The following is a 23,261-nucleotide window of genomic DNA, read 5'->3' as shown; positions in this document are numbered from 1 at the left end:
CGCCTTTTCGGTTCCACGTGTACCCCTTTGCGGTGGCACCATGACGCGGTGACCCACGCACGGCAGCACCGGATCCAAGTCGTCGCCCACCGCGGAGCCTCCGAAGAGGCCCCCGAACACACCCTCGCCGCCTACAAGAAGGCCATCGAGGACGGCGCGGACGCGCTTGAGTGCGATGTACGACTGACCGCCGACGGCCATCTCGTCTGCGTCCACGACCGACGCGTCAACCGTACGTCGAACGGACGCGGAGCGGTCTCGGCGCTGGAACTCGCCGATCTGGCCGCCCTGGACTTCGGCTCCTGGAAGGGCCGCGACCTGTCCCGCGACTCCTGGCGGACGCGGGACGAGGAACCGGACTGGGAGCACCTCCCCGAGGACCGCGCGGACACCTCCGTGCTCACCCTGGAGCGGCTGCTCGAACTCGTCGCGGACGCGGGCCGGCGGGTGGAACTGGCCATCGAGACGAAGCACCCGACACGCTGGGCGGGACAGGTCGAGGAACGGCTGCTGCTGCTCCTGAAGCGCTTCGGGCTGGACGCCCCGGCCAGCGCCGCCGACTCCCCGGTACGGGTCATGAGTTTCTCGGCGCGATCTTTGCACCGGGTGCGGGCCGCGTCCCCGACGCTGCCCACGGTCTACCTGTTGCAGTTCCTCTCGCCGCGTCTCCGGGACGGTCGACTTCCGGCCGGTGTCCGGATCGCAGGCCCCTCGATCAGGATCGTGCGCAATCACCCTGCGTACATCGAGCGGCTGAAAAACGCCGGTCATCAGGTACATGTGTGGACGGTCAACGAGCCCGAGGACGTCGATCTCTGCGTTGACCTGGGCATTGACGCCATCATCACCAACCGGCCGCGGGCCGTTCTGAGCCAGCTCGGCAGGGAACATTAAAGAACCTCATAAAGACCGCCAAACACCCCTTGACCCGGGCACCTCACCTGCACCATCCTCCGAACTCGGCCACACCATCGAAAACAAGCCACCCGATTACGGGGAGTGCTCCGGCGCGTTCGGTCCGTGTTCGATCGTTGCGAATGCGTCACTGAACGTGGATTGGCCGGTTTCCGGTACAGGCCAAGGGGGCATCCACACCGTGGCGTGGGGCGAAGGAGGTCTCGGGGGTGGCGTTGGTGGTGGCACAGGAGGTGCCCACGTCGTCGAGCATGGCCGTGACCCATGGCCCTGCGGGCGTGGGGCAGGCAAGACATCGCATGCGCGATCAGTTGCGCACGGGCGGTGTGTCGGAATCGGTCATCGACGATGCCGTACTGATCCTTTCCGAACTTCTGAGCAATGCGTGCAAGCACGGTCGGCCCCTGGGCGACGCCCTGGCCGGTGACGGTGACGTCCGCTGCGCCTGGCGCGTGGACACCGGCGGACGGCTCACGGTCGAGGTGACGGACGGCGGCGGCCCGACCCGCCCGGCTCCGGCCACCCCCTCCGTCACGGCGCACGGCGGCCGGGGCCTGAACATCATCACGGCACTGGCCGACGACTGGGGCGTCCGCGACGACACCCGGGGCGAGGTCACGGTGTGGGTCGTCGTCCACGAGGACGTCCACGACCCGGACACCGCGCACCGCCGCGAGGACTTCGCCACGCGCGTCACGGCCCCGACCGTCTCCACGGCTCCGGGACTGGGCTTCGCGGACGTCTACGACGACTTGGACTGACGTCCGCCACGGCTGCCCGGTCAGAGACGTCCGCCAAGACGGCGGTGGCCGGCGCGTCCTCCGGACCACCCGAGCCCGCGTCCCCCGGACCACCTGAGCCCGCCCGCCCTCCGGCCAACCCGAACCCGCCCGTCCCCCGGACCACCCGAACCCACGTGTCCGCCAAGGCGCGGTGGTCGGCCCGTCCCCCGGACCACCCGAGCCCGCGTCCCCCGGACCACCTGAGCCCGCCCGTCCCCCGGGCTACCCGAACCCACCCGCCCTTCGGGCAACCCGAACCCACCCGTCCCTCGGGGTCACCCGAACCCACGTGTCCGCCAGCCTTTCCACAGGCCACCCGTCGTCGGCCCGTGTCGCCGCGTTGTCCACAGGCTCCCGTCGGTCATGGCGTGAACGGCTAGGCTCCCGCCCGTACGAGACGAGCCGTAACCGGGAGACACCCACGATGGCCAAGAAGCGACCCCAGACCACGGCCAAGCGGCCTCAGCCCAGTGACGCGGAGGTCCCGGTGGTCGGTGCCCGCGAGCCCTGCCCCTGTGGCAGTGGCCGCCGCTACAAGGCGTGCCACGGCCGGGCCGCCGCGCACGCGGTGACCGAGCTGGTGCAGCGGCCCTTCGAGGGGCTGCCCGGCGAGGGCGACTGGGTCGCGCTGCGCGAGCTGGTGCCCGCCGCCACCGTGGCGCTGCCCCTGAAGGGCGGCCTCCCCGAAGGGGTTCCGTCGGTCACGCTCGCCACGGTGCTGCCGATGGCCTGGCCGGCGCTGCGCCGCGACGACGGCTCGGTGCTGCTCGGCCTGCAGAACGACACGGCGTCCGGCGACATCAGCCGCGACCTCGCCGACACCCTCCAGCGCGCCCTGGTCGCGGACCCGGGCACTCCGGTGCAGTCCCGCCGCGCCCCGGCCGACGGCCCGCGGTTGCAGGAACTGCTCGACCCGGAAGGCGCGTTCGAGCCAGTTGTGCACACGGGCTTCGAATTCTGGGTTCCGGAGGCGGAGAACGCCTCGCCCGAGGTGACCGCCTCCCTGGAGCGCGCGAACGCCGCCGCCATCCCGACCGTGAAACTCCAGGGCGTGGACGCCGCGTACTGGTGCGAGACGCCGGACAAGAACCACCTGCGCTGGGTCATGCCGTACCCGGAGGAGCAGCTTCTGGACGCGCTCGCCCGGCTGCACGCGGCCGGCCGCTCCGGTCTCGGCGAGGGCACCCGTCTCGTGGGGTCCTTCCGTGCTCACGGTCTCACCGTGCCGGTCTGGGACCTGCCGAGCGGCTTCGGCGCGGACGACGTGGAGAAGCCCGCCGCCGAGTTCGCGGAGCGGCTCACCGCGGCGCTGGCCGCGGACACCCCGCTCACCGCGGACGAGCGCCGCGCGCGCGGCGGCCTCACCAACCGGCAGGTCACGCTGAGTTGACACCCGGCGGGACCCGGGGGCGCGACCGACCGACCGGACAGTCGCGGCGGGCCCGTTCACTCCGGTGGCTCCTGTCACAACTCCCCGTTGTGAAAGGCCAGTCGGTGTCCGAATAGCCGAGATCGAATTTGCGAACCGCCGATCTCTTGTTACCGTTCGAGTAGCCCGGTTGCTGGTGCATCCCCCGTCGCCAGCAACCGGGTCTTTTCATGCCCGGCCCGCGTGTACGGAACGAGACCGTCCGTCAACTCGCCGTAGGCGCCGAGGAGTTGCTGCCGGAGCGCAGCAGCAGCGGTCCGCGTCCGCCCGGCCCGGCGAACTCCGCGACGGCCGTGTAGGCGTCCGGTCCGCCCCGTGTGTGCTCCCGGGGCGTCTCGCACAGCGAGGGCTCGTCCTCGGCGCTCACGTCGCAGTGCATCTGCACGGTGCGGTCCGCCGGCCCCATGAGGCTCAGCACCGCGTCCAGGTCCTCGCCGGTGGCGTTGCGGTAGTAGGTGCGCGCCCAGGTGTCCTCGCCCTGCGTCATCACACAGGTCTGCGCCTCGATGCCGTCGGGCGTGGAGAGTTCGGGTCCGCAGCGGGCCGCGGTGGCCAGCCCCAGGCCGAGGGCCAGCGGGGAGCGGGTGGGCGCGGGCGCCGAGGAGGGCGCGGCGGACGGCTCCTTCCGGTCGTCGTCGGAGGAGCTGAGCAGGGAACGCGCGACCGCGTGACCCTCGTCGCGTACGGGACCCGCGGACGCCACGGCCAGCGGCAGCGCGACCGCGCACACCGCGACGCCCGCGAGGGCGAGCAGACGAAGGTTCATAGAGCGGAAGATAACGACCGACCAGGGGCGTCACGGTCCACGCGCGCCCGACACCCCTACAACTCGGGGGCGCTCACACCCGTACGAGTGAGGGCCTCGACCACGGCGTCCACCACGGCCTCGACGTCGGGGACCCAGGGCGAGGAGGAGCCGGGCAGGGGTGCGCGCTCCCAGCGGATCCGGCCCTGGCCGGTCTCGGAGGGCGGCAGGGCGAGGTAGCCGCCCTCGCCGTGGAAGCGCAGCGAGCCCGGGACGTGGTCCTTGGCGTAGAGCAGCTCGCCCAACTGCTCCATGGAGTACGGCTTGACGAGCAGCGACCAGCGGGTGGGCGCGGCGACGACCGGGCCCAGGCGCATGCCCTGGAGGTCGAGCGCGGCCAGGGCCCGGGCCGCGGCGGGGGCGGGCAGGCTGACCGCGCAGGGGGCCTTGTCGCCGGTGGCGAGGACGATGGGCGCGGTCGGGCGGTTGCCCCACCACCAGCGCACCATGCGGGCGTCGGTGGTGGCCGCGAGGAGGCCGGGGTCGAAGGGGTGGGCGCCGGGAACCGTGCACTCAGGGTCCGGACAGCCGCAGCGGGCCCGGCCCTGGGGGTCCGGTGCCACGCCCGGGAGTACGGGCCACTGCCATTCCGTCGCGAAGGTCAGGGCCGCGCCGAGCATCTCAGACCTCCTGTTGTCTCGCCTGGACAGGAGCCTGCGTCGCTTTCCGAGGATCTCGCGCATGAGCGCTCGTTCCTTTCCGTTGCACCGCTGGCAACACCGAGGACCACATCACACCATGTGTCGATCACTTCACTGTGCGTACCTGTTGGCGCATCACACCCCTGCGTCGAGCAAGGGGAACCCGTGCGTGCTTGAAAAGCATGGGCATGGCGTGGGGGTGGCGAAGTCTGGCGTTTGCCGTCCCGCGTATTTCTCTCCGCCTCCGCCACGGGAGGATGGGGCACGATCGTCGGTGGTTAAGACGCCCGGGTCCCTCACCAGGTTCCGGGCGGCTCACGCCACCCCTGGTCTTCTCCGAGTACGTACCCATCACGACCGCTGTGACGCTCCGTCGAGCAAGGCCAGTCGACCGCAATAGACCGTCCCCTGATGCAGTTTTAAGCCAACTTTGCCAATCCGCAAGGGGAGAGCGAAATGCCCCCGCGAAACCCATGGACACCAGGAATCCCAGCAGGACAATGCTGGACATCCCCTCACGAGTGCGTGTACATGTGGAGACACTGCCAGCAGCGCAGAATGACATGGGGGTTTGCGATGCTTTTGAGCAATACGCACCGGTCGGAAAGCCGGACGCCATGAACGCCCCGCACCCTCCGAAAGTGGCTGGAATCGATTCAACGGTTCCATCGCCCGCACACACTGTCGCGCCCGCGCCTGCCGCCACCGGTACCCCGCCGGCCCCGTCCCCGAACGTCCAGAATCCGCCGGAAACCCATCCGAACGCGCCAAGTGCCCTGCTCCAGGACCGCCTCGCCGGCTGGGTCTCCGATCTCACGACCCTCCACGAACTCACGGAACGCCTGGCACGCACGGACGCACTCGACGACGGGCTCCGTGAACTGCTGAGCGCCGGAGCCGCCCTCGTCGGCGCCCGGCGCGGACTCGTCGTCCTGGAACCCGGCGACGGCCTGGGCCCCGACACCACCGTCGGCCTGGGCCTGGACCGCTCCGATCTCGGCCACATCGAGACCGTCCCGCGCGGGGCGATGTCCTACGGCCCGCTCCTGGACGACGCTCCGGGCGGCGAGGCCGGCCAGGACCTCGGGGGCGACGGGATCGTCCACCCCGACCTCTTCGCCGAGGACGGCCTCGACCCGCGCCACCGCGAGGTCGCCGTACGCCTCGGCTACGCGGCCAGTTACGCGCTGCCCCTGGCCACCGACGCGGCCGGGCGGCTGGGCGCCGCCGTATGGCTGTACGACGAGCCCGCCGAACCGGTCGAGCGGCAGCGCCATCTCGCCGGCCTGTACGCCCGCTACGCCACCGAGCACGTGGCGCGGCTCCTGGAGGTCGAGCGCACGCGCGCGTGCGTGGCGACCATCGCCGAGGAGCTGCTGCCGTCCCGGCTCCCGCGCGTGGCCGGTGTGCAGCTCGCCGCGCTGCACCGCACGGGTCCGCGCGGCGGCGGCGACTGGTACGACGCGCTGCCGCTGCCGGACGCGGCGCTCGGTCTCGCCGTCGGCTCGGTGACCGGCTCCGGGCCGAGCGCGGTCGCCGCGATGGGCCGGCTGCGGGCCTCCCTGCGGGCGTACGCGGTGATGGAGGGCGAGGACCCGGTCGCGGTCCTGTCCGACCTCGAACTGCTCCTCAGGCTCACCGAGCCCGCCCGCTCGGCCACCGCCCTGTTCGCCTACTGCGAGCCCGCGCTGCGCAAGATCACCCTGGCGGGCGCCGGACACAGCCCGCCCCTCCTGGTCGGCGAGCGGCGCACCGAGTTCGTCGAGACCTCCGTGTCCGCGCCGCTGGGCATGCTGGCCTGCTGGGAGGCGCCGAGCGTGGAGCTGGAGGCGGAGCCCGGCGAGACGGTGCTGCTCTACACGGACGGGCTGCTGCACCGTACCGGCGACCCCATGGACCGCGCCTTCGCCCGGCTGCACTCGGCGGCGGCGAGCGTCCCCAAGGCGCTGCGCGCCGACCCGGCCGCCATCGCCGACCACGTGCTGCGGACCGTCCTGCCGGACGGCCTCGACACGGCCGACAGCGACGAGGACGTCGTCCTCCTGGCGGCCCGTTTCGAGTAGTGGACCGTAGTCGCCCGGACGCCGGGTGTAACAGGCCATACGGCCCTGGGCCCCCTTCCGTACGACCGTACGATGGAGGGGGTCCAGTGCCGTAACTAGGAGGATGACCGTGGCCGACGAGCTCAACCCGGAGACCCCGGAGACTGAGTCTGAGGAGCCCATCAAGAAGCGGAAGAACGGCCTGTACCCGGGCGTGTCCGACGAGTTGGCCGAGAGCATGAAGTCCGGCTGGGCCGACACCGAGCTGCACGACCTGCGGCCCGTCGAGCAGGCCGGGCACACCGCCCGCCGCCGCGCCGCGCTCTCCGCGCGGTTCCCGGGCGAGCGCCTGGTGATCCCCGCGGGCAACCTGAAGACCCGCTCGAACGACACCGAGTACCCCTTCCGGGCGTCGGTCGAGTACGCGTACCTCACCGGCAGCCTCACCGAGGACGGCGTCCTCGTCCTGGAGCCCGCCGCCGAGGGCCACAAGGCGACGATCTACCTCCTGCCGCGCTCCGACCGCGAGAACGGCGAGTTCTGGCTCTCCGGCCAGGGCGAGCTGTGGGTCGGCCGCCGCCACTCCCTCACCGAGTCCGAGGCGCTCTACGGCATCCCCGCCTCCGACGTCCGCGAACTGCCCGAGGCACTGCGCGAGGCCACCGGCCCGGTCCGGGTCGTCCGCGGCTACGACGCCGGCGTCGAGGCCGCGCTGACCGACAAGGTCACCGCCGAGCGCGACGAGGAGCTGCGGATCTTCCTGTCCGAAGCCCGCCTGGTCAAGGACGAGTTCGAGATCGCCGAACTCCAGAAGGCCGTCGACTCGACGGTCCGAGGCTTCGAGGACGTCGTGAAGGTCCTCGACCGGGCCGAGGCGACCAGCGAGCGCTACATCGAGGGCACGTTCTTCCTCCGCGCCCGCGTCGAGGGCAACGACGTCGGCTACGGCTCGATCTGCGCCGCCGGCCCGCACGCCACCACCCTGCACTGGGTGCGCAACGACGGCCCGGTCCGCTCCGGCGACCTCCTCCTCCTGGACGCGGGCGTCGAGACGCACACCCTGTACACCGCCGACGTCACCCGCACCCTGCCGATCGACGGCCGCTACACCGAGATCCAGAAGAGGATCTACGACGCCGTGTACGAGGCCCAGGAGGCCGGTATCGCGGCGGTGCAGCCGGGCGGCAAGTACCGCGACTTCCACGACGCGGCACAGCGTGTGCTGGCCGAGAAGGTCGTCGAGTGGGGCCTGGTCGAGGGCCCGGTCGAGCGCGTCCTGGAGCTGGGCCTCCAGCGCCGCTGGACGCTGCACGGCACCGGTCACATGCTCGGCATGGACGTCCACGACTGCGCCGCCGCGCGGACCGAGACGTACGTCGAGGGCACCCTGGAGCCCGGCATGGTCCTCACGGTGGAGCCCGGCCTGTACTTCCAGGCCGACGACCTGACCGTCCCCGAGGAGTACCGGGGCATCGGCGTCCGCATCGAGGACGACATCCTGGTCACCGAGGACGGCAACCGGAACCTCTCCGCCGGTCTGCCCCGCTCCTCGGCCGAGGTAGAGAGCTGGATGACGTCCCTCAAGGACTGACGGAGCCGACAGCTGATACAAGACTGATGGCCGGGCACGCCCACCGTGCCCGGCCGTTCGTGTGCCTAGGGGGAGGGCTTTTCCGTGAACGACTTCTGGTCCGGTGTCGGGGTCGACCTGCATCTGGAACCCGACCCGGAGGGCGGGCGGCGCGTCGGTCTGGAACGCGCGCTCCGGGACGCCGTACGCGACGGCCGGCTGGCCCCCGGCACCCGCCTCCCGGCCACCAGACGCCTCGCGACCGAACTCGGCGTCTCCAGGAACACCGCGAAAGCGGCCTACGACCAGCTCGTCGCCGAGGGGTATCTGACCGCCCGCCAGGGCTCCGGCACCGAGGTCGCACGGCTGCCCTCCGTCGACACGGAGCCACCGGGGGCGGCGGCACACGCGCGTGCGCCCAGTTTCGACCTGCGGCCCGGCAGCCCGGACGTCGGCGCGTTCCCGGCCGCGGCCTGGCTGCGCGCGCTGCGTCGCGCCATCGCGACGGCGCCCTCCCTGGCGTACGACTACGGCGACCCGCGCGGTCGCCTCGAACTGCGCACCGCGCTCTCGGGCTACCTGGGGCGGGCCCGCGGGGTGATCGCGCCCCCGGAGCGGATCGTGATCACCTCGGGGTACGTCCAGGGGCTCGCGCTTCTCACACGGGTGCTCGACGGCTCCCCGGTCGCCATGGAGGATCCCGGACTGCCCTTCCACAGGGAGGTGGTCCGGCACAACGGCGGCCGGGTGCTCCCCGTAGGGGTCGACGATCGGGGCGTCCGCGCCGAGGAGCTGGGGAAGGCGGCGGCCGTGGTGGTGACCCCGGCCCACCAGTACCCGACCGGCGTGACCCTGCACCCGGAGCGCAGACGGGCCCTGACCGACTGGGCACGCGCGCGGGGAGGACTGATCGTCGAGGACGACTACGACGGGGAGTTCCGCTACGACCGCCAGCCCGTGGGCGCGCTCCAGGGGATGGCACCGGGACAGGTCGCCTACCTGGGCACCGCGTCCAAGACGCTCGGGCCCGCGCTGCGGCTCGGCTGGATGGTGCTGCCGCCCCACCTCGTCGACCCGGTCGCCGACGCCAAGCTGCACAGCGACCACCACACCGAGACCATCGGCCAGCTGGCGCTCGCCGAACTGATCGACAGCCATGCCTACGACCGCCATGTGCGCGCGTGCCGGCTGCGCTACCGGCGCCGCCGCGACCAGCTCCTCGACCGGCTGGGGGCGCGCAACAGCGTGCGCGGGATCGCGGCCGGGCTGCACGCGCTGGTGGCGGTCGACGACGAGGAGGCGGTGGTGGCGCGAGCCGCGCAGGAGGGGCTCGCGGTGGGGCGGCTCGGCGAGCACTGGCACGCGGCGGACGGGGGCGGGGGGCGGCCCCAGGGCCTGGTGGTGGGGTACGGGACGCCTCGGGAGCGGGTGTACCCGGAGGCGCTGGAGGCGTTGGGTCGGGTGCTGGAAGCGTTCTGAACCGGACCCAAGGGTTATGAATTGGGCCTATGAATGAAACACCCATTGGATCTCACCAGGGATCCATTCGGCTTCTAACGTCAGAGGTATGACGAACTCGCTCGTCCCGCCCGCGGGCCCGCAACGCACGCTCGCGCTGGCCCAGTTGACCAACTCCGTCGGCGACGGCGCGTACTACGTGACCTCGGCGCTGTACTTCACCCGTGTGGTCGGGCTGGCCCCCGCGCGCGTGGGCCTCGGGCTCACCCTCGCGTGGGCCGTGGGCTCGTTGGTGGGCGTCCCGCTGGGGCGGCTGGCCGACCGGCGGGGGCCGCGCGGTACGGCGGTGCTGCTGGCGCTGGCGACCGGGCTCGCGGTGGCGTCCTTCCTGGTCGTGCGGGGATTCGTGCCGTTCGTGGTCGCCGCGTGCGCCTACGCCTCCGCGCAGTCGGGGCTGGCCGCGGCCCGGCAGGCGCTGCTCGCGGGACTGGTGTCGGCCGGGGAGCGGACCGGGCTGCTGGCCCATCTCCAGTCGACGCTGAACGCCGGGCTCGCGGTGGGCGCGGGCCTCGGCGGGCTCGCGCTGCGGGCGGGGACTCGGTCGGCCTACCTCGGGGTGTTCGCGCTGGACGCGATCGGTTTCGTGGTGTGCGCGGGACTGCTGCTGCGGCTGCCGCCGGTGCGGGTGGGCGCGGTGCGGCGGACCGGTGGTCTCGGGGTCCTGCGCGACCGCCCGTACGTCGTCGTCACGCTCCTCAACACCGTGCTGCTGCTGCGGATGCCGCTGCTCAGCCTCGGGCTGCCGCTGTGGATCGCCGAGCGGACGGAGGCGCCGACCTGGCTGGTGTCGGCGCTGTTCGTGCTCAACACCGGTGCGGTGATGGTGTTCCAGGTCCGGACGGCACGCGGGGTCACGGGGCTCGCGTCGGCCACGCGCGCGGTGCGCCGGTCGGGATGGGTGATGCTGGCGGCCTGCGCCGCGTTCGCGCTGTCGGCGGGCGCGTCGCCGTGGGTGGCGGCCGGGGCGCTGGTGATCGGGGCGGTGCTCCAGGTGGCCGCCGAGATGGGCCAGTCGGCGGGTTCCTGGCAACTGTCCTTCACACTGGCACCCGTCGACCGGGTGGGCGAGTACCAGGGCTTCTTCGGCACGGGCGTCACGGTGGCCAGGACACTGGGGCCCCTGGTGCTGACGTCCCTCCTCCTGGAGTGGGGCACCCCCGGCTGGCTGCTGCTGGGCGGGGCGACGGTGGCGGCGTCGTACGCGATGGGACCGGCGACGCGTCGGGCGGCGGGGAGCGGTGAAGTGGCGCTCAGGGAGCCTGTGTCGACGAACTGACCGGGAGCGAGTCCAGGAACAGGGCGCCCGCCAGGAGTCCCGCGCTGCCGCGTGGGCTCCACGCGCGCGTGCGCAGGTCGGTGTCGAAGGCGGCGAGCGCCTCCGCGCCGGCCTCCGTGGCCGTGCCGCCCGCCTCCAGGACGGCGCGGGCGCCCGCCTGGACGTGGCGCAGGCCCAACGGACCGGCGGTGTGCAGGAGTTCGGTGTCCTGGAGGGTGGACATCACGGTGAGCAGCGCGTCGAGGCGGGCCTGCGTCTCCGTGGCACCGGACGCGCGGGCCGTGGCCAGGGTGTCCAACGCCCGCCGCACATGCGGGAATCCGGCCTTCGCCTCGCCCCGCGCGCCCGGCGCACCGTACTTCGCCGAGACCGACGAACCGCGCGAGGGCCTGCGCGGGGCGCGGCGGTCGGGGTGGGCGGCGATGCGCTTCGCGGTCGCGGCGACGTCCTGGGCACCGGCACGCGGGTCCAGGGCAGCCGCCGCGACCAGGAGGCCGAGCGCCCACAGGGAACCCCGGTGGCCGCCGCCCGCGAGCGCCACGGAGTGTTCCGTGCAGCGGCCGATCGCGCCCAGTTCGGCGCGGAGTTGGGCCGTGGGCTCGCCGGTGCGCCGGGCGGACGCGGCCATCGCCGCGAGGCCGGGGGCCAGCGCCCTGGCCGACCAGCGCAGGGCGCGGTGGTCGACCCGGGTGGTACGGGCGGCCAGGTCGCGCGGGTCGGGCAGGCCCGGCTTGGGAGCCAGTTCCAGTTGCCCGGTGAGCGCGGCCACCGCGGCCCGCGCGAGCGCCTCGTCCTCGCGGCTCTGCATCGTCGTACCTTACGAGGAAGCCGAGGCGGAGGGGGAGGCGCTGTCGGACGGCGGGGTGCCCGTGGGGGCGTCGCTCGGGGGTGTGCCGCCGCCGCCGCTGCCCGCGCCCGTGCTCTCCGCGTCCGGGTCCACGCCGAGGGTCAGGGAGCCCTTGTAGCCCTTGGAGGGGTCCTTCTTGTGGACGGCCTTGAGGGTGAGCAGACCGCTGGTGGCGCCGCCGCCGTCGTAGACCATGTCGTCGGCGAGGACGGTGTACGAGCCGGTGTGCTTGGAGTACGGGTCGAGGGTGAAGATCTCCTCGGCGATGTCGTCGGCGAAGAACAGCTGGCCGGTGTAGTTGACCTTGCCGCCCTCGTAGGTGCCGTCCTCCTTCTCGCCGCCGGTGTGCACCTTCACGTGGATGTGGCAGGTGCGCGGGGTGTACCAGCCCGGGAAGATCGTCTCGAACTTGACGACCCCGTTGGCGTTGGCGATCTGGTAACCGCGCAGGTAGGTCTGGTCGTTGGCGCTGTCGCCCTCCTCGCTCTCGGCGGGGGCGGAGCCGCCGGGGTTGGCGGTGGTGTAGCCGGAGTAGTAGCCCCAGGCGTCGCAGTGCCAGATCTCCACGGCCGCGCCCTTGACCGGGGTGCAGCCGTCGGTGGCGTCGACGACGGTCAGGCGCAGGGTGAGCGGGACGCCTGCCTTGCCCTCGGTGATGTCCTTGCGCACCAGGGCACCGTCGAGGTAGTAGGGGCCCTCCGTGACGCTCGTCATCAGCGTCATGCACTCGCTGCCGGTGGAGGTCGCCGTGGCCGTGGCGTCCGCGTCGGCGGCGGCGTCCGCGGTGTCGGCGAACGCGGACTGGAATCCGGCCACCGCCAGTCCGCCGGCCGCGACCGTTCCGCCGGTCACCGCGAGGGCGCGGCGCCGGCTGATGGTTTTGTCTTTGTGGTTTCCCGTCATGATCACGAAGCTAGGAACGGCCCCCGTCAAGGACGTGAGCGTGCGCTGTGCGCGAGGTAAGAATCCTCAGAAAGCTGAACGGTCACCGCCGTGCCGACAGGGTGGAGTGGAACTCGACGCCGACCCGGCACGGCACCGGGATCGGCGAGGTGACGGCCGGGCGCGGACGGCGGGCGTCCTCCTCGAACAGCACGGTGGCGTGCTCGGCGGCGAGGGCGAACTCGATGCGGTCGCACTCCTCGGGCCGGTCGGCCGGTCCCACGAGGAGATGGAACGCCAGACTGCCGTCGGCCCCCCGGTTGGTGGTGACCCAGGCATCCACGACACCGGAGATCTCGTGCGGGGTCAGGGTCTGGGACTGCGCCTTCATGACATTCACGGTGTTCCTCCTGGATGCTCGACGAACTCGTACGGAACGCTTCTCAGAGCGCGGGTGCCGCGTCCAGCGGGCGGTGGCCCCGGCGTTCGGCGAGGGCTGTCTCCAGCGCGGCACCGAGCCGGTACAGACGGTCGTCCGCCATGGCCGGAGCGATGATCTGCAGTCCCACGGGAAGGCCGTCCTCCGGGGACGGCCCGCAGGGCAGTGGCATGGCGGCGTTGCCCGCGAGGTTGACGGGGATCGTGCACAGGTCCGCGCGGTACATCGCCACGGGGTCGTCGACCCGTTCACCGAGAGGGAAGGCCGTGGTCGGCATGGTCGGCGAGACCAGGACGTCCACCTGCGCGAAGGCCCGCGCGAAGTCCTGGATGATCAGCGTGCGGACCCGCTGGGCGCTGCCGTAGTAGGCGTCGAAGTAGCCGGAGCTGAGGGCGTAGGTGCCGAGGATGATGCGGCGCTTCACCTCGGGGCCGAACCCGACCGCCCGGCTGAGCGCGCCCACCCGCTCCGCGGACCTGGTGCCGTCGTCGCCGGTACGGAGCCCGTAGCGGATCGCGTCGAAGCGGGCCAGGTTGCTGGAGCACTCGGAGGGCGCGATCAGGTAGTACGCGGGCAGCGCGTAGGTGAAGGACGGACAGGACACCTCGACGACCTCGGCGCCGAGCTCCCCCAACAGGTCCACCGCCTCCTCGAACCGCCGCATGACCCCGGCCTGATAGCCCTCGCCCGCGAACTCCCGCACCACGCCGACGCGCATCCCGGCGGCCGACGCGTTACGGGCCGCCGCCACGACCGGGGGCACCGGCGCGTCGATGGAGGTCGAGTCCATGGGGTCGTGTCCCGCGATGACCTCGTGCAGCAGGGCCGTGTCCGCGACCGTGCGGGCGCAGGGGCCGCCCTGGTCCAGGGAGGAGGAGTAGGCGACGAGGCCGTAGCGGGAGACCGAGCCGTAGGTGGGCTTGACCCCGACCGTTCCGGTGAGAGCGGCCGGCTGGCGGATCGAGCCGCCCGTGTCGGTGCCGATGGCGAGCGGCGCCTCGTACGCGGCCAGCGCCGCGGCCGAGCCGCCGCCCGAGCCGCCGGGGACCCGCGTCAGGTCCCAGGGGTTGCGCGTGGGTCCGTACGCGCTGTTCTCGGTGGAGGAGCCCATGGCGAACTCGTCCATGTTGGTCTTCCCCAGGATGACCGTCCCGGCGTCCTTGAGTCTCCTGGTGAGCGTCGCGTCGTACGGCGGGATCCAGCCCTCAAGGATGCGGGAGCCGCAGGTGGTGGGCACGCCCCGGGTGGCGAAGGCGTCCTTGAGAGCCAGCGGGACGCCGGCCAGCGGGCCCGGCCGCTCGCCCCGCGCGATCCGGGCGTCCACGGCACGGGCCTGCACGAGGGCCCCCTCGTGATCGACGTGGAGGAAGGCATGGACCTTCTCGTCCACCGCCTCGATGCGGGCGAGGTGGGCCTCGGTGACCTCCAGGGCGCTGACCTCGCCGGCGGCGATCAGCCCGGCGATCTCCGTCGCCGTGAGCTTGATGATGTCGCTGTCCGTCATAGCGGACCCCTCCCGTGTGGTGCGATGCGGCGTACGGCCTCTTCGATGATCTCGGGAGGCTGGGTGTGGGGAAGCCGCAGGAAACCGTCGAGGCGGGTGTCCTGGCCGAAGCGGCTCCCCGCGGCCAGACGCACGCCGTGGCGCTGTGCGACGGCGGCGAGTTCGTGGCCGGACCGGCCGCCCGCGTGGGCCCACAGCGCGAGCCCGCCGTCCGGTGTCCGGAAGGTCCACCCGGGCAGTTCCCGGCGCAGGGCCGCGACCAGGACGTCCCGCCGGGCCCGGCCCCGCTCGCGCTGGAGGGCGAGGACGTCCGCGAACGTGCCCGCGTCGCCGAGGAGCCGGTGGGCCACGAGCTGTTCGAGCACGGGCGGGGCGAGATCGGCTCCGGTGCGTCGCGCGACCAGGGCGCGGACGAGCCAGGGCGTGGCGCGGATCCAGCCCACCCGCAGTCCGGCCCAGAGGGACTTGGCCACGGATCCGACGGTCACGACGGTGCCGCCCGGGTCGAAGGCGGCGCACGGCAGCGGGACCCGGCCCGGGCGGGTGAGCGAGAGTTCGGCCAGCGTCTCGTCGACGAGCAGCGTCGTGCCGGTCGCCGCGGCGAGCGCGACCAGGGCACGGCGGGACTCCTCCGCCATGAGCAGCCCGGTCGGCTGCTGGAAGTCCGCGGTCACACAGGCCAGCCGGGGAGCCGTCTCGCGCAGCGCCCGGGCCCAGGCCGCCAGGTCCCACCCCGCGTCCCCGAGCGGTACGGGAACGGGGCGGGCCCCGGCCGCCTCCACGGCGCGCAGGAGATGGGGGTGGCCGGGTGACTCGACGAGCACCCGGTCGTGCGGTGCGACCAACTCCCGCAGCAGCAGGGCGAAAGCACCGGTCGCTCCGCTGGTGACGAGGATCTGCCCGGCGTCCGTGGGCACACCGCGCCGGGTGTGGTGGCCGGCCACGGTCTTCCTGAAGTCCGCCAGCCCGGCGGGAAAGCACCCGTGCGTCGGCGCGTACGACGCCATGTCGTGCGCGGCTTCGGTCAGCGCCCGGGAGAACCACGGTTCCGGTGCGGGCAGGGCCGCCGTCGTCAGGTCGATGACGGCGGCGTCCGGCACGCGCTCCCGCGCCGGCCCCGGCTGCGGGAGCAGGGTGTACGTACCGGAGCCGCCGAGACTTCTCGCGTGACCGGTGGCGCGCAGGAGCCCGTAGGCCGCGGTGACCGTGGTGCGGCTGACGGCGAGAGCGGCTGCCAGTTCCCGCTCGGGCGGCAGCCTGGCGTCGGCCGGCAGCCGGCCGTCGCCGATGAGCGCGCGAAGGGACTCGGCCAGCCTGCCGTAGGCGCTGCCGGCTCCGCCCCGCCAGTCGGCGAGTGACCGTGCGAGGTGGTGCGCGCCGATCGCCCGGGGCCTACGGCCCGTGCCGTTGCCACCCATTCCTCGTCCCCCCCTTCCCGTCCGTTCCACCCGTTCCGCCGGTTCCGCCGGTTCCGTCCGCTCCATTCGCTCCGTCTCCGTGTGCCGAGGGCGTTCAGGCGCCCACGGAGGTCACCTGCCCGTCGTCGGCCGCACCGGCCGGTCCGTTCTCCAGGTCGTCGGCGAGCATCTGCCACAGCCCCGCGTATCCATGGGCGAGCTGTGCCAGAGAGCCTTTGCAGTGCGCCGGAACCGAGTCGGCGATGCCCCGGCGGTCGCGGGCCACCTGGGCGCAGGCTTCGAGCACCCGCAGCACGCTGCGGCCCGATTCGCTGAACCGCAGGGAGGGGTCGCGTCGCAGCGAGTCGACGATGCGGAGGACTTCCACGGGTGACACGGCCCGCCGGGGCCGGTGTCCGGCCGTGCCCGGCTCGTGCGGGACGGTGGCGGCGCCCCCGTTCCCGCGCGCCGGGTCGGCATGGTTCTTCCGGACCGGAACGGGGCTCTCGCCACGCCGGATGCGGGCCCGTACGTCCGCCACCGTGGCCGGCGCGAGGCCGGTCCGGGCGGCGATCTGCCGCAGGGAGGCGTTCGGGTCGTCCCTGATGAGCCGGCCGGCCAGTTCGCGGCTGTGGGAGGAGTCGAGCGGCCGGGAGCGGCCGTCCCGGCCGATCCGGCGGGCCCCGGGCTCCTCGGGGCCGCCCCCGCGCAGCTGGGCGACCTTCTTCGCGGACAGGCCGGTGACGGATCCGACCGCCCGGTCCGACCAGTGCGGATGGGAGGCGAAGACGCGTCGGGCGGCGGCGGCCCTGTCCTCGTTCGACAGCGGGCGTCCGTGCACGATGTTGGTCGCCACGGCGAGCAGCCGGGCGTCCGTCAGGTTCCCCTCGAAGAACCGTGCGGCGATACGGTCGGTGCCCCGCAGCCGGGCCGCTCTCAGCCGGTGCGCGCCGTCGACGACGGTCATGGTGGGGCGGTGCACCAGGATGGGCGGCAGTTCCACCGCCGCGTCGGCCAGTTGCTGTGCGTAGTCCTCGTCCTCGCCGTCGAGCCGGGGCGAGAAGTCGACGCTCAGCCGCTCGACCGCGACGAGCTCGACGGGCTGGTCCAGGAGTCCCTGGTCCCGCAGTCTGATCAGATGGTCCGCGTTGTCCGGCGCCTTGTGTTCCGCCTGGGCCGCCTGTTCCGCCCGGGCACTTCGGCTGTCTCGGTGATCCTGCTCGTCGTGGTTCACGACAGCGTCTCCTTCACGACAGTTCCCCCTTGGAAGTCCCGTTGCCCGGACGCCGGTTCACGGCGCCGCGCCGACACTCACTGCCAGCCGAGGTCGTCCTCGCCGGCCGCGTACCCGGAGGCCAGCGCCGAGACATGGGCGGAGGCCTGGGTGGGGGCGTCGGCGTGGGCGACTCCCGCACCGGCGGCCACGAGGACCGAACCGGTCACGAGCACACCGCGCATGAACCGGTGGGACAGCTTGACGATGCTCTGACGCGACATCACTTATGCCTTTCTGTCGACCTGATGGTGCGGCGGCAGGCAGAAGTCTTGCGGCTGCTCAAGGGGTGGGAACAGCGCTTCGCGAGGGGGCAAACCGGCCTTGGCCTACTGTGTCCAGCAGAGATCAAGGAAAGTCCGGACTATCACCATGAAAACCTTTTGGGACAGTCAATGAAGGGTCAAGTGGCGGCGGAATGTTAAATTCCGAACTTCACGCGTCCGGTTCCGTCCTCATCAACGGAACTTCGGCCCGGCAGAATTTCCATTCGCACAGCCAGGGATGCGCGACACAGGTGCGCCACCAGAGCGACTCGGCCCTGGACTCGGCCACTTCGAGAGAGGCCGCGCGCAGATAGACCCCGACAACGGGGGCCGGACGTGCGTGTCGATGCACGCTCACATGCTCAAATCCCTCGATCTCCGATCCGCAGCCGGCAATGGCCGATGCGGTCGAGGGGGGAAGGGTGCGGCCACCGGGGTGGGGGCACAGGTGCACATGGACCAGATACATGGCATTACCTCAGGTGAAGACCGCAGGGTCCCCCGTGAACACATCTCGGCAACATAAGGATTTTCTCCGCCAAACCTCCCATTGTCGACACCTTCTTGCGTGTGACGATCCTGCAACGTAATGTCAACTCACCCTCCAGCGCTCATCACTGGCTGTAGTGACCGAATCGGATCCTGGATATCTGCCGGAGCTGCTGACCGATGCTTGACGTTCTTGGCCTTGACGATGTCGCGGAGTCGGTCTACAAAGCCATCCTCGCGCACCCCCAGAGCGGGGTCACGGAGTTGTGCGCACATCTGGGCCGCTGCGAACAGGAAGTGCGAACCGCACTCGACCGGCTCAGCGAAATGGCTCTGGTCCGTGTCTCGACCGAGGATTCGACCCAGTTGCACGTGGTCAGCCCTCATGTGGCCATGGAGTACCTCCTGGCCCGGCAACAGGCGGAAATCGCCGAGCACCAGAAACGCCTTGAGGCCAGCCGGGCCGCGGCCGCGAAACTCATTATCGAATTCGACGGCCGAAGAAGAACCGATCCTTCCGCCTCCGGTGTTCAGTATCTGGAGGGACTGGACGCCATTCGCGATCACCTTTCGGCCCTGCACAACAGAGTCGCCGACGAACTCCTGGCCTTCGCCCCCGGCGGCCCGCAGACCCCCGCGAACATGCGCGCCTCGCGCCCGCTCAACCAGCAGCTGCTGGAGCGCGGGGTCCGCATGCGCACGATCTACCTCGAGTCCATCAGGTCCTGCCCCGACACCATGGAGTACGCGAACTGGCTCGCCCAGCAGGGCTGCCAGGTGCGGACCATCCCCTCGCTGCCCAACCGGATGATCATCTACGACCGGAAGGCCGCGATCCTCGCCACGGACACCGACAACACCGCCGCGGGTGCCGTGGAGGTGACGTCCCAGGGAATGATCGCCTCGCTGCACGCCCTGTTCGAGAGCGTGTGGCAGTCCGCCGACCCCCTGGAGACCAAGCCCAAGCCGGATCCCGGCTCGCTCACCCGGCAGCAGTCCGAGGCGTTGCGGCTGCTGGCACAGGGGTCCACGGACGAGGCCATCGCCAAGCGCCTCGGCGTCTCGCCCCGCACCGCCCGCCGGATCGCCAACGGCCTGATGACCCAGCTGGACGCCCGCAGCCGCTTCCAGGCCGGGGTGCTCGCCGTCCAGCGAGGCCATCTGCCCGCGTCTCCCGAGTAGCCGCGACCGCATGGCGGGCCGTGGCCCCCTCAAGCGGGGACCGGCAGGGCCCGGACGGGGAAACCCAGCAGATCCAGTGCCTGCCCGGAGGTCTCCGCGACCTGGATCAGCTGCCGTTCGTCCGCGCTGAGGAAGCCTTCCGCCACCAGGTGGTCCAGCATGCGCAGCATCGGGGTGAAGAAGCCGCCGTGGTTGACGACCACGATCGGTTTCTCCATCAGGGACAACTGGTTCCAGGTCAGCACCTCCATCAGCTCGTCCAGCGTGCCGATGCCCCCGGGCAGCACCGCGAAGGCCGACGACAGGCGGTACATCAGCGCCTTGCGCTCGTGCATGGAGCGGACCACGAAGATCTCTCCGCGCGCCTTGTCGGCGCGCTCCCGCTCGTGCAGGCTGCGGGGGATCACGCCGGTGACCGTCCCGCCGCCGCCGAGCACCCCGTCGGCGACGGCCCCCATCACCCCGACGCCGCCGGCGCCGTAGACCAGGTCGAGCCCGCGGCGGGCGAGCGAGTGGCCGAACCGCCGGGCGAGATCGAGGTATTCGGCCTGTACTCCTGGCCGGGCGCCGCAGAACACCGCGACGCGTTCACTCTTGTCGGGCCTCTTGTGCATGGCTTCCCACCTCCGGGGCTAGTGCTGCTCGTGGACGGACCGTGCGGTCGTCGCCCGTGCGGGCCGCACGGTGTGGCCGGCGACCCGCGAAGCGGTGCGCAGCAGGACCCGCGCGCCCGCGACCAGGTCCTCGGGCGCGGTGTCCTCTTCCGGTACATGGCTGATGCCGCCGATGCTGGGCACGAAGATCATTCCGATGGGCGCGATGTCGGCGATCATCTGCGCGTCGTGCCCGGCGCCACTGGGCAGCGTCCGGTGGGCGAGCCCGAGTTCGTCGGCACCGCACTCGACGGCCGCGCGCAGCACGGGGTCGGTGGAGGTCGGGTCGGAGCGGGTCTCGGCGACCACCTCGATCTCGGTGCCCGTGGCCGCGGCGATCGCGCGCAGTGCCCGACGCACGGCCTCCTCCGCCGCCGCGGCCCGCCACACGTCGGTGTCCCGGAGATCCACCGTCAACCGCACCGACCCGGCGATGGTGTTGGGCGTGTTGGGGTGCGGGTCGAGCCACCCCACCGTGGCGACCCGGCACAACTCGCGGTCCCGCGCGACGTGTTCCACCGCCAGCACCACCCGCGCGGCGGCGGTGAGCGCGTCCCGGCGCCCTTGCATGGGACTGGTGCCGGAGTGTCCGGCCGCGCCGCGCACCTCCAGCGTCAGCACGGTCCGGCCCGTGATCGCCTCGACCACGCCGATCCGGCTGCCGGCGCGCTCCAGCACCGGGCCCTGCTCCACATGCAGTTCGAGGTACGCGGCCACCGAGCCGTGCTGCCAGGCGGCGCTGCCCAACGCGTCCAGGTCGCCCCCCGCCAACCGCAGGGCCTCACGGAGCGGACGCCCGGAGTGGTCGCACGGCTCACGGGGCAGACCCGCCAGCCGTCCGGCGATGGCCATGGAACCCCAGAAGGGCTGCGGGAAGAGAGCGCCCTCCTCGTTGGCGAAGGCGACCGCGACCGGCTCGTACGGCAGGTCGGCGCCGTGCTCCTCGAAGACCTGGAGCACCTCCAGGGCGGCCACCACCCCGTAAGTACCGTCCAGACGGCCGCCGTTGACGACGGTGTCCAGGTGCGAGCCCATCATCAGGGCCTGCCGCTCCCCCGGACGTCCGTCGCAGCGGGGTCGCACGATGATGTTTCCGGCCGCGTCGACGGCGGGGACGAGTCCCGCGCCGCGCGCCTCGTCCATCAGATAGGCGCGGGCCTCGCGGTCGGCGGGGCTGAAGCCCTCGCGGGTGATCCCGCCCGTCCGCCCGTCGCGGCCGACGCGGCCCAGTTCGGCGAGCCGCCGCAGCAGCCGGCCCTCGTCGATGTCCAGGGCCGACCGGCCCCCGGTCCCGCGGACCCGGGAACCGCCGGCCGGCACGTCCTCCCGGGCCGGCCGCAGGTCGGCCAGCCGCGCCACGTCCGCCAGGCCGCTCACAGGTGCCGCCCCCACCACTCCAGCACGGCCTCGAAACGCGCCAGCCGGTGACTGGGCAGGCCGGAACGGGACATGTCGTGCCCCTCGCCGGGGAACAGCAGCAGCTCGGCGGTGACGCCCCGCAGCTTCAGCTCCGTGAACAGCCGTTGAGCCTGCTCCGGAGGGCAGTGCCGGTCCTCCTCCGACTGGATGATCAGCATCGGCGAGGTCATCCGGTCCACGTACGTCAGCGGGCTCTGCTGCGCCCAGCGGTCCCGGTCCGCGCCGTACAGCGCGACCGCGAGGTCGACGCCGTCGTCGCTGGTGGCCGCGTAGCTGTCGATGGCGTACAGCCCGCGCTCACCGATCATGGCGCGGAAGCGTTCGCCGTGATGGGCGTTGAACCAGGCGGCCATGTAGCCGCCGAACGAGCCGCCCATCACCCCGACCCGCCCGCCGTCCAGGTCGGGTGACTCCAGTGCCGTGTCCAGCAGGGCGAGCAGGTCGACCGCCGACCTGCCCGGCAGATCGTCCCTGACGTACGCGCCGTGCGCCTGCCCGTAGCCGGAGCAGCCCCGGGGGTTGCCGAGGACGACCGCGTAGCCGGCGCTCGCGTACACCTGCGCCTCGTCGAAGGCGGCCGGGCCGTTCAGGGTGTAGCCCCACTGCGTGTACGGGCCGCCCTTGACCTGGAAGATCACCGGGTGCGGGCCGGGTCCCTGCGGCCTCACCACCCAGCCGTGCAGGGGGTGGCCGTCGGGGGCGTACGCGGTGAACTCCTCCATCGGCAGCAGCGCGCCGCGCTCCGCGAGCCGGGCGCCGTAGCGGGTGAGGACCTGTTCGGTGCCGTCGCGCAGCACCAGGAGGTCGCCGGCGCTGCGGTCGCTGGAGACGACGGCGGCGACGGTGACGCCCTGGGCGGTCTCGGCGACCGCGTACCCGTTGACCTGGCGCCGGCCGGTGAGGACGGGGGTCGGCTCGCCGCCGTCGTAGGGGACGAGGACGAGGTTGACCTCGCCCCGGTGGTCGCCGGCGAAGTACACCCCGTCGGCGGCGGGCCAGATCATCTGGCTGGCGAAGCTGAGGTGGTGGGCGTCACCTGTGAGCCGACGCGGGGCGGCCGGGCCGTCGGCGGGCGGAACCTCTTGGCCGGCCGGCCGTACCGGGACCGACCAGAGGCCGTAACTCGCCGTCGCGCACGAGTGGTTGTTCTTGTCGAGTTCGGCGCCGCAGAAGACGACCGAGCCGCCGTCGGCGGAGAAGCGCGGCGTGAACAGGTACATCCCGCCGTGGGTGAGGGGCCGCAGGCCGGTGCCGTCGGGCGCCACCGCCCAGATGTCGTTGCGCGAGTCGTCGCCGCGCTCCGCGTGCCGGGCCGTCACGAAGGCCAGCAGTCCGCCGTCGGGACTCCACGCCAGGTCGCCGTGGTCGTGGTCGCCGCTGGTGAGTTGCAGCGCCGGGGTCCCGGGGTCCAGGGGAGCGGTGACGAAGACCTGCCGGGGCCGGTCGTAGGTGTAGCCGAAGCCGTCCAGCTGGTAGACGAGCGTGGTGACGCGGCGGGGGCGCTCCTGCTCGGGCGGTCCCTGGTAGCGGCCCGGCGCGGGCACCCGGCCGGTGAACGCGATCCGGGTCGAGTCCGGGCTCCACACCGGCTGGCCCGCCCCCATCGGATGGTCCGTGACGGGGAACGCCTCGCCGCCGCCCTCCATGGGCAGCAGATGGATCTGCGCGCGGCCGTGCGCGCCGGGCCGCAGGAAGGCGAGGAAACGGCCGTCGGGCGAGAACGCGGGCGCACCGTCGTAGGGGCCCTGGGTGACGCGGCGCGGCGGGGTCGTGCCCGTCGTGTCCGCGATCAGCAGTTCGGTGACGTAGTCGTCGCCCGCCACGTCGGCGTGGGTGACCTCCACGACGGCGTACCGGCCGTCCGGCGAGATCGTGGGGCGCCCCAGGACGGGGAGCAGGTCGATGTCGGTGGGAAGCATGTCATGGCCTCAC

20 protein-coding genes are annotated in these 23,261 nt (G+C 72.4%); 8 read left to right on the top strand and 12 right to left on the bottom strand.

All coding sequences use genetic code 11. The annotated features are described in order from the left end of the window. The first annotated feature begins 48 nt into the window (after positions 1-48). The 3 genes from ACIQPR_RS12550 (at position 49) to ACIQPR_RS12540 (ending at position 3,087) form a co-directional block, all read left to right on the top strand. Positions 49-894 carry a glycerophosphodiester phosphodiesterase gene (locus ACIQPR_RS12550; RefSeq protein ID WP_403646039.1) on the top strand — a complete coding sequence of 282 codons (846 nt, stop codon included), beginning with the start codon at positions 49-51 and terminating at the stop codon, positions 892-894. A 230-nt stretch (positions 895-1,124) separates the two neighbouring features. Next, complete coding sequence (locus tag ACIQPR_RS12545) at positions 1,125-1,676, top strand: ATP-binding protein (RefSeq protein ID WP_403646037.1); 552 nt, start codon at positions 1,125-1,127, stop codon at positions 1,674-1,676. 445 nt (positions 1,677-2,121) lie between these two features. Then, a complete protein-coding gene (locus ACIQPR_RS12540) occupies positions 2,122-3,087 on the top strand; it encodes a DUF5926 family protein (protein WP_403646034.1) in 966 nt (321 codons plus the stop codon). Positions 3,088-3,331: 244 nt separating this feature from the next. Here the strand turns inward: ACIQPR_RS12540 and ACIQPR_RS12535 are convergent, their stop codons facing one another. After that, positions 3,332-3,892 carry a hypothetical protein gene (locus ACIQPR_RS12535; protein ID WP_403646031.1) on the bottom strand — a complete coding sequence of 187 codons (561 nt, stop codon included), beginning with the start codon at positions 3,890-3,892 and terminating at the stop codon, positions 3,332-3,334. 56 nt (positions 3,893-3,948) lie between these two features. Continuing rightward, entirely contained in the window at positions 3,949-4,614 is a 666-nt protein-coding gene (locus ACIQPR_RS12530) for a bifunctional DNA primase/polymerase (RefSeq protein WP_403646029.1), read from the bottom strand. Between the two features lie 458 nt (positions 4,615-5,072). Here ACIQPR_RS12530 and ACIQPR_RS12525 point away from each other — a divergent pair, with 458 nt between their 5' ends. From ACIQPR_RS12525 to ACIQPR_RS12510, 4 genes are all read left to right on the top strand, one after another. Continuing rightward, the gene (locus ACIQPR_RS12525; RefSeq protein ID WP_403646026.1) at positions 5,073-6,635 is read left to right on the top strand and encodes a SpoIIE family protein phosphatase; all 1,563 of its coding nucleotides are present in this window, start codon (positions 5,073-5,075) and stop codon (positions 6,633-6,635) included. A gap of 103 nt (positions 6,636-6,738) precedes the next feature. Continuing rightward, positions 6,739-8,205: an aminopeptidase P family protein gene (locus tag ACIQPR_RS12520; RefSeq protein ID WP_403646023.1), complete on the top strand. Its 1,467-nt coding sequence runs from the start codon at positions 6,739-6,741 to the stop codon at positions 8,203-8,205. Between the two features lie 84 nt (positions 8,206-8,289). Continuing rightward, positions 8,290-9,663: a PLP-dependent aminotransferase family protein gene (locus ACIQPR_RS12515; protein ID WP_403646020.1), complete on the top strand. Its 1,374-nt coding sequence runs from the start codon at positions 8,290-8,292 to the stop codon at positions 9,661-9,663. An 88-nt stretch (positions 9,664-9,751) separates the two neighbouring features. Then, positions 9,752-10,978: an MFS transporter gene (locus ACIQPR_RS12510; RefSeq protein WP_403646018.1), complete on the top strand. Its 1,227-nt coding sequence runs from the start codon at positions 9,752-9,754 to the stop codon at positions 10,976-10,978. On the opposite strand, the gene ACIQPR_RS12505 is transcribed toward ACIQPR_RS12510, so the two are convergent. The 7 genes from ACIQPR_RS12505 to ACIQPR_RS12475 all read right to left on the bottom strand — a co-directional run bounded on the left by ACIQPR_RS12505 (position 10,953) and on the right by ACIQPR_RS12475 (position 17,544). Further along, entirely contained in the window at positions 10,953-11,786 is an 834-nt protein-coding gene (locus ACIQPR_RS12505) for a triphosphoribosyl-dephospho-CoA synthase (RefSeq protein WP_403646015.1), read from the bottom strand. The genes ACIQPR_RS12510 and ACIQPR_RS12505 overlap by 26 nt on opposite strands. A gap of 9 nt (positions 11,787-11,795) precedes the next feature. Further along, complete coding sequence (locus ACIQPR_RS12500) at positions 11,796-12,728, bottom strand: intradiol ring-cleavage dioxygenase (RefSeq protein WP_403646013.1); 933 nt, start codon at positions 12,726-12,728, stop codon at positions 11,796-11,798. 82 nt (positions 12,729-12,810) lie between these two features. Beyond that, positions 12,811-13,098: a hypothetical protein gene (locus tag ACIQPR_RS12495; protein WP_403646010.1), complete on the bottom strand. Its 288-nt coding sequence runs from the start codon at positions 13,096-13,098 to the stop codon at positions 12,811-12,813. A gap of 52 nt (positions 13,099-13,150) precedes the next feature. Then, the gene (gene gatA / locus ACIQPR_RS12490) at positions 13,151-14,650 is read right to left on the bottom strand and encodes an Asp-tRNA(Asn)/Glu-tRNA(Gln) amidotransferase subunit GatA (protein ID WP_403646007.1); all 1,500 of its coding nucleotides are present in this window, start codon (positions 14,648-14,650) and stop codon (positions 13,151-13,153) included. Continuing rightward, entirely contained in the window at positions 14,647-16,068 is a 1,422-nt protein-coding gene (locus ACIQPR_RS12485) for a PLP-dependent aminotransferase family protein (RefSeq protein ID WP_403646005.1), read from the bottom strand. Before ACIQPR_RS12485 ends, gatA begins: the two co-directional genes overlap by 4 nt. Before the next feature lie 94 nt (positions 16,069-16,162). Then, the gene (locus ACIQPR_RS12480) at positions 16,163-17,281 is read right to left on the bottom strand and encodes a transcriptional regulator (protein WP_403646002.1); all 1,119 of its coding nucleotides are present in this window, start codon (positions 17,279-17,281) and stop codon (positions 16,163-16,165) included. Positions 17,282-17,358: 77 nt separating this feature from the next. Then, complete coding sequence (locus ACIQPR_RS12475) at positions 17,359-17,544, bottom strand: hypothetical protein (RefSeq protein ID WP_403645999.1); 186 nt, start codon at positions 17,542-17,544, stop codon at positions 17,359-17,361. A 711-nt stretch (positions 17,545-18,255) separates the two neighbouring features. Here ACIQPR_RS12475 and ACIQPR_RS12470 point away from each other — a divergent pair. Then, positions 18,256-19,257, top strand: a complete 1,002-nt coding sequence (locus tag ACIQPR_RS12470; protein WP_403645996.1) for a LuxR C-terminal-related transcriptional regulator — start codon at positions 18,256-18,258, stop codon at positions 19,255-19,257. Positions 19,258-19,286: 29 nt separating this feature from the next. On the opposite strand, the gene ACIQPR_RS12465 is transcribed toward ACIQPR_RS12470, so the two are convergent. The 3 genes from ACIQPR_RS12465 to ACIQPR_RS12455 are packed head-to-tail and all read right to left on the bottom strand — an operon-like array spanning position 19,287 to position 23,248. Beyond that, positions 19,287-19,871, bottom strand: coding sequence for a TIGR00730 family Rossman fold protein (locus ACIQPR_RS12465; RefSeq protein WP_403645993.1), 585 nt, complete (start codon positions 19,869-19,871; stop codon positions 19,287-19,289). A gap of 18 nt (positions 19,872-19,889) precedes the next feature. Then, entirely contained in the window at positions 19,890-21,287 is a 1,398-nt protein-coding gene (locus tag ACIQPR_RS12460) for a Zn-dependent hydrolase (protein ID WP_403645990.1), read from the bottom strand. Then, complete coding sequence (locus ACIQPR_RS12455) at positions 21,284-23,248, bottom strand: S9 family peptidase (RefSeq protein WP_403645987.1); 1,965 nt, start codon at positions 23,246-23,248, stop codon at positions 21,284-21,286. The genes ACIQPR_RS12460 and ACIQPR_RS12455 overlap by 4 nt, the downstream gene beginning before the upstream one ends. Positions 23,249-23,261 lie beyond the last annotated feature (13 nt).

This window comes from Streptomyces sp. NPDC091280 (genome assembly GCF_044768565.1).
GTDB lineage: Bacteria > Actinomycetota > Actinomycetes > Streptomycetales > Streptomycetaceae > Streptomyces.
This window is presented reverse-complemented; position numbering and strand designations above follow the sequence as displayed.